Source organism: Noviherbaspirillum cavernae (assembly GCF_003590875.1).
Taxonomy (GTDB): domain Bacteria; phylum Pseudomonadota; class Gammaproteobacteria; order Burkholderiales; family Burkholderiaceae_D; genus Noviherbaspirillum; species Noviherbaspirillum cavernae.
Genome location: NZ_QYUN01000002.1, coordinates 1 through 16,090 on the forward strand (window position 1 = coordinate 1; position 16,090 = coordinate 16,090).

Annotated in this window: 10 protein-coding genes and 1 pseudogene; 6 read left to right on the forward strand and 5 right to left on the reverse strand. The window is 59.8% G+C overall.

Translation table 11 applies throughout. The annotated features are described in order from the left end of the window. The first annotated feature begins 321 nt into the window (after nucleotides 1-321). Nucleotides 322-1,398 (forward strand): porin, encoded by a 1,077-nt coding sequence (locus tag D3870_RS00055; protein ID WP_119735634.1) that lies wholly within the window; start codon nucleotides 322-324, stop codon nucleotides 1,396-1,398. Between the two features lie 216 nt (nucleotides 1,399-1,614). Here D3870_RS00055 and D3870_RS00060 read toward each other — a convergent pair. Continuing rightward, nucleotides 1,615-3,470 (reverse strand): annotated as a pseudogene (locus D3870_RS00060) (phosphoenolpyruvate carboxykinase (GTP)). Between the two features lie 302 nt (nucleotides 3,471-3,772). On the opposite strand from D3870_RS00060, the gene D3870_RS00065 reads away from it, so the two are divergent. Both D3870_RS00065 and D3870_RS00070 read left to right on the forward strand, forming a co-directional pair. Next, entirely contained in the window at nucleotides 3,773-4,762 is a 990-nt protein-coding gene (locus D3870_RS00065) for a D-2-hydroxyacid dehydrogenase family protein (RefSeq protein WP_119735636.1), read from the forward strand. A 224-nt stretch (nucleotides 4,763-4,986) separates the two neighbouring features. Then, complete coding sequence (locus tag D3870_RS00070; RefSeq protein WP_119735638.1) at nucleotides 4,987-7,008, forward strand: carboxypeptidase-like regulatory domain-containing protein; 2,022 nt, start codon at nucleotides 4,987-4,989, stop codon at nucleotides 7,006-7,008. Nucleotides 7,009-7,084: 76 nt separating this feature from the next. Here the strand turns inward: D3870_RS00070 and cynS are convergent, their stop codons facing one another. Beyond that, nucleotides 7,085-7,528: a cyanase gene (gene cynS, locus D3870_RS00075; protein ID WP_119735640.1), complete on the reverse strand. Its 444-nt coding sequence runs from the start codon at nucleotides 7,526-7,528 to the stop codon at nucleotides 7,085-7,087. 297 nt (nucleotides 7,529-7,825) lie between these two features. Here cynS and D3870_RS00085 point away from each other — a divergent pair, with 297 nt between their 5' ends. Continuing rightward, a complete protein-coding gene (locus tag D3870_RS00085) occupies nucleotides 7,826-8,998 on the forward strand; it encodes an MFS transporter (RefSeq protein ID WP_119735643.1) in 1,173 nt (390 codons plus the stop codon). A gap of 75 nt (nucleotides 8,999-9,073) precedes the next feature. On the opposite strand, the gene D3870_RS00090 is transcribed toward D3870_RS00085, so the two are convergent. Continuing rightward, entirely contained in the window at nucleotides 9,074-9,832 is a 759-nt protein-coding gene (locus D3870_RS00090; protein ID WP_119735645.1) for an L-asparaginase, read from the reverse strand. Between the two features lie 588 nt (nucleotides 9,833-10,420). Between D3870_RS00090 and D3870_RS00095 the strand changes: the two genes are divergently transcribed. Together D3870_RS00095 and D3870_RS00100 are read left to right on the forward strand one after the other, a co-directional pair. Then, nucleotides 10,421-11,368: a CAP domain-containing protein gene (locus D3870_RS00095; RefSeq protein WP_119735647.1), complete on the forward strand. Its 948-nt coding sequence runs from the start codon at nucleotides 10,421-10,423 to the stop codon at nucleotides 11,366-11,368. A 502-nt stretch (nucleotides 11,369-11,870) separates the two neighbouring features. Further along, nucleotides 11,871-12,347, forward strand: a complete 477-nt coding sequence (locus D3870_RS00100; RefSeq protein ID WP_119741445.1) for a thermonuclease family protein — start codon at nucleotides 11,871-11,873, stop codon at nucleotides 12,345-12,347. Nucleotides 12,348-12,915: 568 nt separating this feature from the next. On the opposite strand, the gene mnmE is transcribed toward D3870_RS00100, so the two are convergent. Together mnmE and yidC are read right to left on the reverse strand one after the other, a co-directional pair. Continuing rightward, nucleotides 12,916-14,298 (reverse strand): tRNA uridine-5-carboxymethylaminomethyl(34) synthesis GTPase MnmE, encoded by a 1,383-nt coding sequence (gene mnmE, locus D3870_RS00105; protein ID WP_119735648.1) that lies wholly within the window; start codon nucleotides 14,296-14,298, stop codon nucleotides 12,916-12,918. A gap of 120 nt (nucleotides 14,299-14,418) precedes the next feature. Further along, the gene (gene yidC, locus D3870_RS00110) at nucleotides 14,419-16,074 is read right to left on the reverse strand and encodes a membrane protein insertase YidC (RefSeq protein ID WP_119735650.1); all 1,656 of its coding nucleotides are present in this window, start codon (nucleotides 16,072-16,074) and stop codon (nucleotides 14,419-14,421) included. Between the last annotated feature and the right edge of the window lie 16 nt (nucleotides 16,075-16,090).

Below are 16,090 nucleotides of genomic sequence, written 5' to 3' on the forward strand. Positions count from 1 at the left end.
GAATGAATTGTTGCGATTTTGATGTAAAAAACGCTAAAAACATCGAAATTATTTTCATTAAATCATTGTATTCTTCGCAGGCTGGAAATTTTGCGAATGCAATATTGCTGTTTGACAAGCGGTTTTTCTGATTGTTTCGGCAACTTCTGCGAATTCGCCATGATTTTCAGTAAGCGGCGTTCATTGTCAAAAGCGATGCATCGTTAACACATTGCATCACCATGTGTTTCCTGACAATGAAGCCGTCAACGGCAAGGCAATGTTCCGCATCGCCTTGCCGAACAACAATCAATTTGTCTGGCTCTACCTTTGGGATAGTTAATGAAAAAATCAGTTCTCGCACTGGCCGTACTGGGTGCAATCTCGACCGGCGCATTCGCGCAAACGAACGTTAGCGTGTACGGTCTGCTGGATGTGGGCATCGTGCAGGAGCGCGGCGGCGCAGCCGGTTCCGTCACCAAGCTGACCAGCGGCGTTGGCGCCGGTTCGCGCCTCGGTTTCAAGGGCACGGAAGATCTGGGCGGCGGCTTGTCCGCGCTGTTCGTGCTGGAAAACGGTTACCAGGCTGACACTGGCGCCTTGGGCCAGGGCGGTCTGATGTTCGGTCGTCAAGCATTCGTGGGCCTGGGCAGCACCAACTTCGGTACCGTCACCCTGGGTCGTCAGTACACTCCGCAATACCTGACCGTTGCCTTCGTTGATCCGTTCGGCACCGGTTTCGCCGGCAATGCCAACAACATCCTGCCGCAAACCGGCAACGCCACCAGCCGCATGGACAACTCGGTCAAGTACGTGTCGCCGAACTTCAGCGGCTTCACCGGCGAAGTCGCCTACGGCTTCGGCGAAGTGGCAGGCTCCACTTCCACCGCGCGCCAATACGGCCTGGCTGTCGGCTACGCCAATGGTCCGCTGGCTGTTCGCCTCGGCTACCACAACCTCAACAATGGCACCGCCGCCGCTCCGGCTATCGGCACCGAGAACGCCAAGAACACGCTGTTGGGCGCAACGTACGACTTCAAGGTTGCCAAGGCTCACCTCGCTTACGGCGTTGACAAGGGTCTGAACAGCTCCAAGTACCGCAATGCGGTGAACCCGTTCACCGGCCTGGCACAGTCCGGCTCGACCGACAGCACCGACGTGCTGGTTGGCGTGACCGTTCCGTTCGGCGCACACAAGGTTCTGGCTTCCTACATTCACAAGAATGACAAGACTGCCAACAACATGGACGCGAATCAGTACGCACTGGGCTACATCTACTCCTTGTCCAAGCGCACCGAGCTGTACACCACGTACGCGAAGATCTCGAACAAGAACGGCGCAGGCTACACCGTTGGCGGCGCGATCGAGGCAGGTTCGGGCGACCAGGCATTCAACGCCGGCATCCGTCACGCATTCTGATCAGAGGCGTGTAACTGCTTTGCAGCAAGAAAAAAGGCACCTTCGGGTGCCTTTTTTCTGTGCTTCGCATGGCGCACCGCGCGGCAAATCAGGGACGGAAATGCTGATCGCTGCGACAACGCCCAAAATGAAAAGCGCGGTCAGGTTGCCCTGCCGCGCTCCGTTTTATTGTCTCCTCCATCCCCCATTATTCACGGGAGACGAGCATCGCCGGGTTCAAGCCGCCAGACGCTTTTCCAGCTGGGCCTTGGTCGATTCCAGCTCTTTCGGCAAGTGATATTTCAGCTTGTCGAACAGTTCCGCATGCAGCTTCAGTTCCGCTTCCCATGAAGCCTTGTCGATCGAGGTGATCCTGTCGAATTGCTGCTGCGTGAATTCGATGCCGTCCCACTTGAGGTCTTCGTAGCGCGGGGTGACGCCGAAGATGTTTTCCGTGCCGCCGGCATTGTTCTCGATGCGGTCCAGCATCCACTTCAGCACGCGCATGTTGTCGCCGAAGCCGGGCCAGACGAACTTGCCGTTCTCGTCGGTGCGGAACCAGTTCACGCAGTAGATCTTCGGCATCTCAGCTGGCGAGGCGGCAACCTTCTTGCCGATGTCGAGCCAGTGCTGGAAGTAGTCGCTCATGTTGTAGCCCATGAACGGCAGCATCGCGAACGGGTCGCGGCGCACCACGCCTTGCTGGCCGGCTGCTGCGGCGGTCGTTTCCGAACCCATGGTCGCTGCCATGTACACGCCTTCCACCCAGTTGCGCGCTTCGGTGACGAGCGGCACGGTGGTCGAGCGGCGGCCGCCGAAGATGAAGGCCGAGATCGGCACGCCGGCCGGATCGTCCCATGCCGGGTCGATGACCGGATTCTGCGTCGCGGCGACGGTGAAGCGGGCGTTCGGATGCGCTGCCTTGCGGCCGGTTTCCTTGGCGATTTCCGGCGTCCAGTCCTTGCCTTGCCAGTCGATCAGGTGCGCCGGCGCTTCCTTGGTCAGGCCTTCCCACCACACGTCGCCGTCGTCGGTCAGCGCGACGTTGGTGAAGATGGTGTTCGCGCCCAGCGAAGCCATGCAGTTGGAGTTGGTCACGGTGTTGGTACCCGGCGCCACGCCGAAGTAGCCGGCTTCCGGGTTGATCGCGTACAGGCGGCCATCGGCACCCGGCTTGATCCAGGCGATGTCGTCGCCGATGGTGGTGACTTTCCAGCCGTTGAATGCCTTCGGCGGAATCAGCATCGCGAAGTTGGTCTTGCCGCAGGCGGACGGGAAAGCGGCGGCGACGTAATGCTTCTTGCCCTCGGGCGATTCGACGCCGAGGATCAGCATGTGTTCGGCCAGCCAGCCCTGGTCGCGGCCCATGGTGGACGCGATGCGCAGCGCGAAGCATTTCTTGCCGAGCAAGGCGTTGCCGCCGTAGCCGGAACCGAAGGACCAGATTTCGCGGGTTCCGGGTAATGCACGATGTACTTGGTCGAGTTGCACGGCCACGCGACATCCTTCTGGCCCGCAGCCAGCGGTGCGCCGACGGTGTGCACGCAGGGCACGAATTCGCCGTCGGTGCCGAGCACGTCATACACGGCCTTGCCCATGCGGGTCATGATGCGCATGTTGACCGCGACGTAAGGCGAGTCGGACAGTTCGACGCCGATGTGGGCGATCGGCGAACCGAGCGGGCCCATCGAGAACGGCACCACGTACATGGTGCGGCCCTTCATGCAGCCGTCGAACAGGCCGTTCAGGGTGACGCGCATTTCTGCCGGGGCGATCCAGTTGTTGGTCGGGCCGGCATCTTCCTGCTTCGCGGAGCAGATGAAGGTGCGGTCTTCGACGCGTGCCACGTCGGACGGATCGGAGCATGCGAGGTAGCTGTTCGGGCGCTTGGCGTCGTTCAGCCGCTTCATGGTGCCGGCGGCGACCATTTCCGCGCACAAGCGGTCATATTCTTCCTGCGAGCCGTCGCACCAGTAGATGCTGTCGGGCTTGGTCAGGGTGGCGATTTCCGCGACCCAATTGATGAGTTTTTGTTGCTTGACGTACGATGGGGCGTTAACGGCGGTAATGCCACCCATGACTGGTTGATTCACGATAAAACCTCCAATGCCTAAATAAAAACCGGGTGTAGCGGCACGGCAGGATCGTCGTTTGGGATTTCCAAGGCTGGTTCGGATCGGGCGATAACGCACGATCTGCAGCGGAACGGCGGTCTGTCGGATAATGAGGCACGCAAGATTGGTGCCTCGGCCATCAGCACTTGGCCCCCGCAGGGATGGCGCGGAAGCCGGCTGGTAAAAAGCTACGGAACCCGTAATTTTACACCTGAGCACCACTTTCACCTAATGTTGCCTAGTTTTTAGGCAGCCTTGGTTATGTAAGGAACAATACTCCCATGAAGATTGCCATTCTTGACGACTATCAAGACAGCGTGCGCCAGTTGGATTGCTTCAGCTTGCTCGAGGGACATGAGGTGAAGGTGTTTACCAGCAGCACGCGCGGCATCGGTCAACTTGCGATTCGGTTGGGCGGCTTCGATGCGCTGGTGCTGATCCGCGAGCGAACCGCCATTTCGCGGCAATTGCTGGATAAATTGCCGAACTTGAAGCTGATTTCGCAAACCGGCAAGGTGAGCGGTCACATCGACGTGGATGCTGCAACCGCGCGCGGCGTGGCAATTGCGGAAGGCGTCGGCGACCCGACCGCGCCCGCCGAATTGACTTGGGCGCTGATCATGGCGGCGTCGCGCCGGATACCGCAATATGCCGCCAACCTGCGCGAAAGTCTGTGGCAAGCCTCGTCCATGGCGCCGGAACGCAATCTGCTGGGCAGCGTCTTGAAAGGCAGAACACTTGGCATCTGGGGCTACGGCAAGATCGGCCGCCTGGTGGCCGGCTACGGCAAGGCGTTCGGAATGGATGTGCTGATCTGGGGGCGCGATGCCAGTCGCGCGCAGGCAGTCCACGACGGTTACCGGGCGGCACACTCAAAAGACGACTTTTTCGCCGAATCCGATGTCATTTCCATGCATCTTCGTCTGAACGATGAAGCGCGCGGCATCGTGGGCGTACCCGATCTGGTGCGGATGAAGCCGACCGCGCTGTTCGTCAACACCAGCCGCGCCGAACTGGTGGCCGACGGCGCGCTGCTGACAGCCTTGCGCCAAGGCCGTCCCGGCCAGGCGGCGCTTGACGTGTTCGAGACCGAGCCCTTGCCGGTGGATTCGCCTTTGCTGCGCATGGAGAATGTGCTGGCGACGCCGCATCTGGGTTACGTGGAAAGGAACAGTTATGAATTGTATTTTCGCGCCGCCTTCCAGAATATCGTCGATTTTGCGAACGGCACGCCGAAAAACATCTTGAATTTGGCAGCTCTGCGCCTGTAACCCCGAATCGACGCATAAAACCTGAAACTCACAAGAGATATCCCATATTTTGTGGATTGACATTATTGCAATGCAGTCTATACAGTGCGCGGCGCGCCGGCACTAGGATTGTCGAATGATCATGTCCGATGAAGCCTGTTTCCCATGGACGCTTTTCCTTCAGGACTGTGCCCGGAATGCCGGCGGCTTTATCCACATACAAAATGAATACTCAAGGGAGTCTCATGCAACAACAAAAACAGCATCTGGTGCGTCATGCCTTGATCGTGGCTGCAATCACGGCTCTGACCGCCTGTGGCGGAGGCGGTGGTTCGGCCGACAGCGGTACTCCGGCCACGAAAGCGCCGGTTGTCACGCTCGTGAGGGGCACTGCCGCATCCGGTGCGCCATTTGCAGGTGCCACAGTGACGCTAACCGATGTCAATGGCACGCAAAAGACGACGACCGCCGGTGCTGATGGCGGCTACTCAATCGATGTCAAGGGCATGACGGCCCCCTTCGTCGTGACCGCAACCGGGACGACGGGCGGAATTACTGCAACTTATGTCGCGGTGCTGGCCGACACCGTCAGCGATGGCGAAACAAAGACGGTCAACGTCACGCCGTTGACAACAGCGATTGCCGCATTGCTTTCGGATGCCAACAATCCGCTGGACATGACGGATCTCGCAAAGCTGAAGGCGAAAGCGACGCCCGCCGAAGTCAAGAAGGTGGTGGACGCGCTCAAGAGCGTGCTGGCGAACGTCGTCACGGCAAGCGGTGCCGATGCCGCTACCTTCGATCCCGTCAAGAGCGCATTCAAGGCGGATAGAACCGGCCTTGACGCCGTGCTGGATACGATCAAGGTCGCGATCACAAGCGATGGCGTGGTGCTGGTGAATGCATTTGCGCCGATTGCCGAAAACCAGGCGGATCCGACTGCGGCACCGGCTCCATCGGTTGTTTTGACCAGAGGCAATGTCGCCACTCCGCCCGGCGCCCTCGTGGCGCCCACGATTGCGCCGTCGACGGTGGTGATCAACAGGTTGCAGGAGCAGCTGAATGCATGCTTTGCGTTGGCGGCGGACAATCGCGTTACCAAAACCGGCCCCATCGTGACGGATCTGAAGGGGGCGTGCGAGGTTGTCGACGGCTTTGACCGGGCTCTTTACAAATACAACGGCTATACCTTGTTCCAATGGTATGGAGGGCTGCTGTCGGATCCGGCAATGGATGGTGCCATATTCGGCGCTCCGGAAATCCTCACGCTGGTGAAAACTGCGGCAGGTGCAGAGCAAGCCATCATCCGTCTGCCATACAAGCGTGCTGACGGCAGCACCGGCCATGTGATGGACATGGCGCAGAAGATCAGTCCGGCAACGGCAACAGACAGCGGCTGGAGAATCATCGGCAATCAGCTCGATTACGATGTCGCCGTGGAAGCGCGTTTCAGCCGCGGCAACAATCCTGCCAACAATGGCAAGATCGCCTATCAGAGCGGATTGCGGCTGCAATTCAATGCCATAGGGCTGGCGTTCGATGTCCACCAGGTCAAGGTCACGGGACCGGGCCTGCCGGCAGCCGGTGTGGTGCTGGCCAGATCCTCATCGTGCGGTACCGCCAACTACTTTGCGGTGGCCAACAAGACCGGCGACCTCAGTGTCACAGCCACGTCAAATGTGTCCACATCATTTGCACTCAGCGGGGCATTTGCCGATGGCTCGTCATATACGTGGTCGTCCTCGAGTCCCAACTTCGCTTCGGCACCGGTGACGGATTTCTCCGCATTCAAACCGTTCGGACGTTACAAGTTCGAGGTGTATCGTTCGGCGAGCGACAAGAAAGCCGAGTTTTATACGCGCAGCATTGCCGCGCCGATCGCCGCAAGTTATGGACCCTCCCTGCATTGGCCGGAGCTGGGTGACAGCGCCAAGGCATATCTTGATCCTGCCAATGCAAAGGCTGCGGTATTGGTGTCGGCCACCATCGACTGGAGCCGTGGCGCATTGGCACCGCATGTGGACAATGTGCTGATGACGGGCAGGTCGTCAGCCGCACTGATCAATGTGACGACAAGCGCCTTCAAGCAATCCGCCACGTCGGCAACGATCAATGCAAACATCGTCGGCACGTCCACCGGCGCGTCATGCGCAAGTGCATTCGTGCCAGCGTTGAGCACAGCAGGAAATTATCGCGAAATAGCCTTGCGCGGCCTCAACGCTTCCGGCATACGCCAGTACGCCAGTTGGTCGAGGACGAACAACTAAGTCGAACGATTGACTGGTTACATGAAAAAGCCCCGCGGTTCCGACCGTGGGGCTTTTTCTTTCGCCGGATCGCTTTTCAATATGTCTTGTACGGCAAAAACTTCCCTGACAACACCACATTCACCCGATCCCCTTTCGGGTCCGGCGAGCGCGTGATATCCATCGAAAAATCGATCGCGCTCATGATGCCATCGCCGAATTCCTCGTGGATCAGTTCCTTGATCGTCGTGCCGTAGACGCTGACGATTTCGTACCAGCGGTAGATCAGCGGATCGGTCGGCACGGCGCCGGGCAGCGAGCCCTTGTACGGCACGATCTGCAGCCAGGCGGCTTCCTCGTCCGTGAGGTCGAACAGGCCTTGCGCCACTTCCGCCTGCGCCTTGCTGAAGGTCATCTGGCCGAGGCAGGCCGCGGTCGTCCATTCCTTGCTGTGGCCCAGCTTGTCGGCAATGGCGCTCCATTTCAGGCCTTTTCTCACCTTGGCGTCGAGGATTTTCGCGGTGACGGTTGGGCGGTCCATGTATTTTCTCCTTGTCGTGTGCGTGGATGAGTGCATGCGGTGAAGTCGCAACGTTTTGTGCTTGAGCAAGAGACATGCCGCCGCACATTGGCGCATCAGGCGGTCTTCGTTCGACCGGATCGCACCAATTGCAAACGCATGTGCACATGGATGGTGGCGTCGTGCGGCGCGGGCGTTGGTTTCGCACAAGCGTTGTGCGCGGTCGAAGCGGGCCGGCATGCGCATTTGCCGCGCCTGCCCGGTTAGCAAGCCTGCCAACCTTTGGTTACACTGAGTGACTATTCTTCGGGAGTCGTCATGCAAGTCCGGCTGTGGTCTCTGACCCTGGGCAATTTTGCGATCGGCACCGGCGCGATGATCGTGCCCGGCATGCTCAATGAACTCAGCGCCGATCTTGCAGTCACGCCGGCGCAGATCGGCATGCTGATTTCCGCGTTCGCGGCGACCGTGTGCCTCGGCGGACCGTTCCTGGCGAGCTGGACCAGTGCCATCGAGCGCCGCAGGCTGCTGGCCGGAGCGCTCGTTTTGTATGCGCTCATGCATCTGCTGGCCGCGTTCGCCCCCGGCTACGGCAGCCTGCTCGCGGTGCGCATGGTGACCGCCGTGGGCGCTGCCTTGTTCACCGCGCAGGCGGCGGCCACGGTCGGCCTGATGGTGCCGCCCGAGGCGCGTGGCAAGGCGATCGGGATGGTCTTCCTCGGCTGGTCGATTGCGGCAGTGGTCGGCACGCCGATCGGCGCGTATCTCGGCGCGCACATCGGCTGGCGTCCGACGCTGGGGCTGGTCGGACTGGTGTCGGCGCTGTTCGCGGCGGCGGTGTGGAGGCAGATTCCGGCCGGACTGTTCGTCGCGCCGATCGATCGCGCGGCCTGGAAAGCCGTGTTCGCCGATACGCCCCTGCTGCTGGCGGTGTCGGTCACCGCGCTCCAGGCGATCGGCCTGTTCATCGTCTTTTCCTACATGGCGCTGGTGCTGAAGGACTTCATCGGCGCCACGCCGACCGCCATCAGCCTGCTGTTCCTGTGCTTCGGCATCACCGGCGTCATCGGCAATGTCATCGCGGCGCGCGTGATGGATCGCGTCGGCCCGGTGCGGGTCGGCATGGTCGCGATGGGCTGCATGCTGGCGGCGCTCGCGGCGTGGCCGCTGGCCAGGGGCTCGCTGCCGATGACGATCGTGCTGACCCTGATCTGGGGCCTGGGATGCTTCGCGATCAATGGTTCGCAGCAGGTGCGGCTGATCATGATGGCACCGCAACTCGCGGCGGCCTCGGTCGCGCTGAATTCGTCCGCCATCTACATGGGGCAGGCGCTGGGCGCACTCCTCGGCGGCGTGATCGTGACGTCGCTGGGCACGGTTGCATTGTCGTATTTCGGTACCGTGCCGATGGCGCTGGCGATGGCCGTGTCTCTGTACGCGGCGAACATGTCGGAGCGGCGCGCGACGCTGGCGGCATCATGCGAGTCCTGAGCGTCGATGTCGCGTCGTCGGCGTCTTGTTGATCGTGCAATCGGGCGCATTGCAGCGCGACCGGCATTCCCAGGCTCAGCGCGCGATGTCGGAAGGGGTGCCAGCGGGAATTGTTCTGAAACTTGATTGGACCAGTGCATGTCCGCCGGTCCACAGGCGGGCCCAGCCCGGCGGCCAAGGCAGCGGCGGTCCCGCGTAGGCCGGCACGCCGCGCCGCACGGCGATCACCGGCAGGCTGTCGGGCACCGGGCCGTCGCGATAGTCCCAGCCGAGGGTAAAGGCGTAATTCGGCAACAGCGCTTCGCATACGGCGTCAAACCATGCGGTGTGATCCTCGTCACGGCGCAACGCCTGCGCCAGGCCGTGCGGGTCGAATTGCGCCAGCGCCTTCACCAGTTCCGGCGCGGTCGCGCCCGGCGCGTCCCCCCACCCCATGATCGGATTGAAGTTGTAATCTGCGCCCGAGCCGTACCAGCCTTCGCGCCATGCCCGATCCAGCCAGTTGCGCTGGCCGGTAAACAGGTGCCAGCGCCAGTGCAAGCCGGACGGCTTCGGCCAGCTGTACAGATAGAGGCGCTGGTAGCCGGCGCGGTGCAGCTCGCGCACCATCGCCATCAGTCGTGCATGCGGCATGCGGTCGGGCGGATCGCGGCGGAAGCGGATCGGCTCGCCATCGGCATGCTGTAATTCGTCGTGGGAAAGATTCAGGTCGAGCGTGCGCACCTCGTCGCCAAAGCGCGCCGACACCCAGCCGGTCAGAAGATTGACGGACGTGACGACGCCATAACCGCGATGGCGATGCAGAATGACGGTGCCGGGTGCGACGGGTTTCATGTGTCAAGAATACGCGTAATCAAATCAACGAAGTTGTGCGGCCGTGCATGCGCGATACGGAATATCCGTCATGCGATTGTGCCGCCTGCTTTCGGCGCATGAACTTGCGCATTCGCATTGCAAGTCCGGATGATGCAACGCAGGAAATTTTTCCGGACAGACATGAGACTGGCAGGAATGGGATGAGTTCAAGCGTAGCGGGATTTTTCTGCCGCTTGGCAAGAAGATGAAAGCGTTGCCGGAAGGCCGACTTCTGTCGCGGAAGCCTCCACCCATTCCCGTCCAACCCCACCTGCCAAGCGGCTCCGAAGCTTTTCCCATCCGGGAGGCCGGTCCTGTCGTCAGCGTCATTCAATCACAAGTCCGTGGCATGCACCAACGGCATTGCGGCCCTGCTGCGCAGCATCAACCTCTCCGCATTCAGACGCAAAAAACGCATGCGACACAACAACATGCTGATGCGCGGAATATTTTTGTGGACGTGAACCGGATGGCAGTGTGAAACTGCTTCGTACCGTTCAAGTTTGTCATCATGTTTGTCGCTAACAACGATGTCATCCGGTTTTAATTTGCCATAAGGAAAAGCCCATGTTGCTGCCGTTACGCCGCCGCTCCCTGCCCCTCATGCTGTTGGCATCGATTCTGGTTTCCGCGTGCGGAGGCGGTGGTGGAGACAGCGCCGCGCCCGCTTCGCGAGCAGTGACGACAATCGCGATCCAGGAACCTGGTGCGCCGACAGTCACTGGCAATACCGCGCTCGACGGCATCAACTGGTTCAATTTCCGGCGGCAGCAATTGGGACTGTCGACACTGACACGCAGCAATACGCTCGATGCAAGCGCGCAAGGCCATTCCAACTATCAGGCGATCAACGGCGTCATCAGTCACGTTCAAACGATGGGCATGCCCGGCTTCACCGGAGCCAGCCTGGCCAATCGGCTTGCCGCGGCCGGTTACAACTTCACGCAGGGCAGCCATGCCTATGGTGAAGTGATTTCCAGCACCTCCTCGACTTCCGGCGTATATGCCGCCGAAGGCTTGATCACCGCGATCTACCATCGCTTCGTGATCCTGGAGCCGATGTTCAAGGAGATTGGCGCAGGCACGGCAGTCTCGGCAGGCGGCTACACGTATTTCACGACCAACTTTGGCGCGAACGGCTTGGAAACCGGGCTGGGCAAAGGAAACATTGTCACGTATCCGTTCAAAGACCAGCTGCGCGTACCGAGGAATTTCTTCAGCGACGACGAGCTGCCCGATCCGGTGCCCGGCAAGAATGAAGTCGGCTTCCCGATCAGTATCCACGCCGACATCCTCGCGACCGTGACGGTGCAGAGCTTCACCGTGCAGCCGCGCGGCGGAGCGAGCCTGCCGGTGCAGCTGCTGGCCCGCGCAAACGATGCGAAGACCCCGACTTCGGTAGCCGCGATCGTTCCGCTTGATCCGCTCACAGCTGGGACCACCTACGACGTGCAGTTCGCCGGCACGGTCAATGGCGTCAATGTGACGCGTTCCTGGTCATTCACCACGCAGTGACGCCTTGAGTTTGATGCGAAATCGACAAATTTACATGTGACTTTTGCATTTAAAAGATGCAAAACTGCGGTTTCTGCATATAAAAGAACGATTTTCCAGTCCTGATTTTTCCTTGTGGAAAACGACGAATTGGCTATGCTTAGGGGGCCGGTCATCATTGCCGGCCCGCCACATTGGAAGCAAGCCATGACCATCAACAAGAACAAACTGCACGCCGCCCTTTGCATGCTCGCCTCTGCCGCAGTCAGCATCGCAATGATCTATTGGGTACTCAACGCACTCCTCTGACCGCCCGACTCGGTGCTGTCGTGCGGCCCGGATATTTACCCACATTTGCTGTGGTCAATTCTGTGGACAACCCGGAATAACATGGCTTATGTGCATGATTCAAAAGGGAAAATTGTTCCTGATTAAAATCAATGCAGCAAGACGTTCGCACACTGCCAATGCGGCGTAATATGCATTTGGCATCCGCCGTACCGCGGTGGCGGAAGGATGCGAAATGAACGCAAAAACCCGTTTCATCCAGGCCGGCCTTGCGCTGCTCGTCGCCATGCCGGTACCGCATGCAGCGGCACAATCCGACATCTCCAGCTTCGCCTTCGTGCAGGAGGACGGCTCCTTGCGCATCAGCGGTTATCGCATCATGCTCTACGGCATCTACATCCCGCCCACCGAGCGTACCTGTTATACCTTTGTCAGGCCGATCCCCTGCGGAACGCGCGCATCACTGGCGCTCGACTTCAAGATATCCGGCTACTTCGTCCACTGTGTCAAGCGGGCCGAATACCCCGACGGCAGCCTCGTCGCCAGCTGCAGGGCCGGCAACGAAGACTTGAGCGAATGGATGCTGCAGCATGGCTGGGCGCTTGCGCTGCCCGATGCGCCATTTCAATACGGAGCGATGGAAAGCGTTGCGCGTGCAAGAGGCATCGGCGTCTGGGGTGTGCCGATCGATGCGATCGGGCCGCGGCGTTAACGCACCTTGTGCGCCTTCGTTCGAATGGCGAAAAAAGGAAACCCGCTCGTGGCGGGTTTGTAAAATAGCCTGATGTTGGCTGGGGATATCGATCTGCGCGAACTTTGCTTTGCGGTACCGGCGATGGGGCCGCAAACGGTCTGTCTCGCGAGTGGAATTTTCAGACAGGCAGAAACTTCTTCAACCGATCGATCGGCTAGGTGATCTCCGTGGATTCTACCAGTGCCGCATTGAATGTAAATATTTTGCAACACGAAATGACGGGATTTTTCCGGTTTCGGCCAAAAAAAAGCCCGCAGACCTTGCGGTTGCGGGCTAAATCCAATTCAAGAAGAGTTGGAGGAGACAGGAGAGACTATATCGCGCCGCAGCAAATCAGTCTGCTTTATTGTGGTGATAACAGATATGTACATGCGTTATAACTGTGACCATCAATAAAAAGAGCCCGCCAACATGCGCTGGCGGGCTCCCGGTCTCCTTCATCCTGAGGTGGATTTTTTTTAGTGCGAGCGCATATTACACCGCAATGAAATGAATTTCGCTGTCAGACAAATAACTTTTCTGCGCATTATTTGCCGATGCAGAAGCGGCTGAAAATCACGCCCAGCAAGTCGTCGGACGTGAATTCGCCCGTGATGCTGTTCAGGGCTTCCTGTGTCAGCCGCAATTCCTCCGCCAGCAGGTCCAGTGCCTGATCGTTGATCTGGCTCTCTTTCGATGCATGTTCGGCCGCGACTTCGAGGTGCGTACGTGCCGCCTTCAGTGCCAGCAAGTGCCGCTCGCGTGCCAGAAAACGCGATTCGCCCGTTTGCTGCCAGCCGGCTACCCGCAGCAGTTCAGTGCGCAGCAAATCCATGCCGATCCGGTCGGTGGCCGACAGATACACATGGGTCGCATCCGGCATGCGGTCGATCGCCGGCTTGTGTCCTGACAAGTCGATCTTGTTCCAGACCCGCATGACGGGCACGTTTGCCGGCAGGCGCTCGACGATTTCCTCGTCGGCGCGGGTCGGGCCGCGCGTGGCGTCGAGCAGGTGCAGGATCACGTCGGCCTTGCGTACCTCGCCCCAGGTGCGCTCGATGCCGATGCGCTCGACCTCGTCGCCGCCGTCGCGGATGCCGGCGGTGTCGATGATATTGAGCGGCACGCCTTCCATCTGGATCGTTTCGCTCACCTTGTCGCGCGTGGTGCCGGCGATCGGCGTGACGATGGCGACGTCAGCACCGGCCAGCGCATTGAGCAGGGACGACTTGCCGACGTTCGGCTGCCCGGCGAGCACGATGTTGAGCCCGTCGCGCAGCAGTGCGCCCTGCGCCGCCTCATTGAAAACCGCGTCGAGATTCTGGCGGATGCGTTCCAGTTGGCCGCGCGCATCGGATTTTTCGAGGAAGTCGATTTCCTCTTCCGGGAAATCCAGCGTCGCTTCCACCAGCATGCGCAGATGCACGACCTTGCCGACGAGTTCGTGGATGGTGTTTGAAAACACGCCGGACAAGGATTGCGACGCGGATTTCGCCGCCGCTTCGGTCGATGCCTCGATCAGGTCGGCCACCGCCTCGGCTTGCGCCAGATCGAGCTTGTCGTTGAGGAAGGCGCGGTGCGTGAATTCGCCCGGCTGCGCCACGCGCAGTGCGATCTCCTGTCCGGCCTCGATGCAGCGTGCCAGCAGCATTTGCATCACGACCGGTCCGCCATGCCCTTGCAGTTCCAGCACGTCTTCGCCGGTATAGGAGTGCGGCGCCTTGAAGTAGATGGCAATGCCTTGATCGATCACGCTGCCGTCGGCATTCTTGAAGGGAAGGTAGGTGGCGTGGCGTGCCTGCAAATGTGTGGTACCGCAGACTGCCTGCATGACGGAAGAAATGTCTTTGCCGGAAATGCGGACAACGCCGATGCCGCCGCGTCCGGGCGCGGTCGCAATGGCGGCGATGGGGGAGGAGTCGTAGTTCATGAAAACAATTTTAGCTTTGGTTGCACTTTTTTGATGCAATAAAAAAGCCCGTGAAACAGCATCACGGGCTTCTTTTGCAGACAGTTGATCAAGAGCATCCTGATCAACTGACTGTCACGGTCATTTTGACGATTGAGCGCCTTCGATCTTGCGCGTGATTACCCACTGCTGAGCAATCGACAGGATGTTGTTCACCACCCAGTACAGCACGAGGCCGGCCGGGAAGAAGAAAAACATCACCGAGAACACGATCGGCATGAACATCATCACCTTGGCCTGAATCGGATCGGGCGGTGTCGGATTCAGCTTGGTCTGGATGAACATCGTCACGGCCATCACGATCGGCAGGATGTAGAACGGGTCGGGCGATGCCAGATCCTGGATCCAGCCGAGCCACGGTGCATTGCGCATCTCGACGCTGGCCAGCAGCACCCAGTACAACGCGATGAATACCGGGATCTGCACCACGATCGGCAGGCAGCCGCCGAGCGGATTGATCTTCTCTGTCTTGTACAGCTCCATCATCGCCTGATTCATCTTGGCAGGATCGGACTTGAAGCGCTCGCGGATCGATTGCATCTTCGGCGTGACGGTTTTCATCTTCGCCATGCTGCGGTAGCTGGCTGCCGACAGCGGGAAGAAGGCGAGCTTGATCAGGATCGTCAGCACGATGATGGTCCAGCCCCAGTTGCCAAGCACCTTGTGGATCTGATCCATCAGCCAGAAAATCGGCTTGGCGACGATGGTGAGCCAGCCGTAATCCTTGACCAGGTCAAAGCCGGGGGCGACCTTTTCGAGGATTGCCGATTCCTGCGGGCCGGAATACAGGCGGGATTCCATGACGCTGGTCGCACCCGGCGCAATGGCACCCAAGGGCAGAATGTTGCCGACGGCATACAGGTTGGTATCGACCTTCTTCGTGTAGATTTCGCGCACCACTTTTTCCGGTGGCACGAAAGCCGACACGAAATAGTGCTGCACCAGCGCGATCCAGCCGTTGTCGGCCTTGGTGGCGTGGGTGGCCTTGCCTTTTTCGATGTCTTCGAAGGTCAGCTTCTGGAACTTGTCGGCGTCGGTATATATCACCGGGCCGGTAAAGGTGCTGTAGAAATACGATTCACCGGCCGGCTTGTTGCCGTCACGAACCAGTTGCAGATACAGCGATGGATTGATCGGCGCGCCGCTGCTGTTGACGACTTCATGCTTGACGCCGATGGTGTAATCGCCGCGTTTGAAGGTGTAGGTCTTGACCAGCTTGACGCCGCCCTGCTCGGATTCGAGCACCAGCTGCAGCTCGTTTGCGCCATCGAGCGCGCGCGGGCCCGGTTTGGCGACGAAGGCCGATTTGTGATTCGGGAAGGCGCCGCCGATCAGGCCGGTCTGGCCGAGATAGGTGCGCTCTGGGCTGGAGTCGAACAGCACCATGTTCTTCGTCGGCTCGACCGAATCCTTGTGCTTCAGCAGTTCCAGCCGCTTCAGTTCGCCGCCCACGGTGTCGATATCCGCCTTGACGATGTCGGTGGTGATGGTGATTCGTTCGCTTGGCGCAACCGTCGTGCCGCCGGGGACTGTTGAGGGAGCAGTGCTTCCTGCGGTCGATGCCTGCGGCAGATCCGATTTCGCGCCGCCCGGCGTGGTGCCGGCGGCCGGCTTGGCCGGCTGCGTTGCGGTCGGGAAGAACATCGACTGCTTGCCGTTATAGCGCATCCAGTTGTCCCACAAGAGCAGCAACGATAGTGAGAACACAACCCACAGGACGGTACGTCGGATATCCATATGTATATTTTCAAGA

Bases quoted from the DNA above. Each gene is read 5' to 3' on its own strand.
- cynS (WP_119735640.1), bottom strand. From the start codon at position 7,528: ATGGACCGCCCAACCGTCACCGCGAAAATCCTCGACGCCAAGGTGAGA.
- D3870_RS00070 (WP_119735638.1), top strand. From the start codon at position 4,987: ATGCAACAACAAAAACAGCATCTGGTGCGTCATGCCTTGATCGTGGCT.
- D3870_RS00055 (WP_119735634.1), top strand. From the start codon at position 322: ATGAAAAAATCAGTTCTCGCACTGGCCGTACTGGGTGCAATCTCGACC.
- D3870_RS00090 (WP_119735645.1), bottom strand. From the start codon at position 9,832: ATGAAACCCGTCGCACCCGGCACCGTCATTCTGCATCGCCATCGCGGT.
- mnmE (WP_119735648.1), bottom strand. From the start codon at position 14,298: ATGAACTACGACTCCTCCCCCATCGCCGCCATTGCGACCGCGCCCGGA.
- yidC (WP_119735650.1), bottom strand. From the start codon at position 16,074: ATGGATATCCGACGTACCGTCCTGTGGGTTGTGTTCTCACTATCGTTG.
- D3870_RS00085 (WP_119735643.1), top strand. From the start codon at position 7,826: ATGCAAGTCCGGCTGTGGTCTCTGACCCTGGGCAATTTTGCGATCGGC.
- D3870_RS00095 (WP_119735647.1), top strand. From the start codon at position 10,421: ATGTTGCTGCCGTTACGCCGCCGCTCCCTGCCCCTCATGCTGTTGGCA.
- D3870_RS00100 (WP_119741445.1), top strand. From the start codon at position 11,871: ATGAACGCAAAAACCCGTTTCATCCAGGCCGGCCTTGCGCTGCTCGTC.
- D3870_RS00065 (WP_119735636.1), top strand. From the start codon at position 3,773: ATGAAGATTGCCATTCTTGACGACTATCAAGACAGCGTGCGCCAGTTG.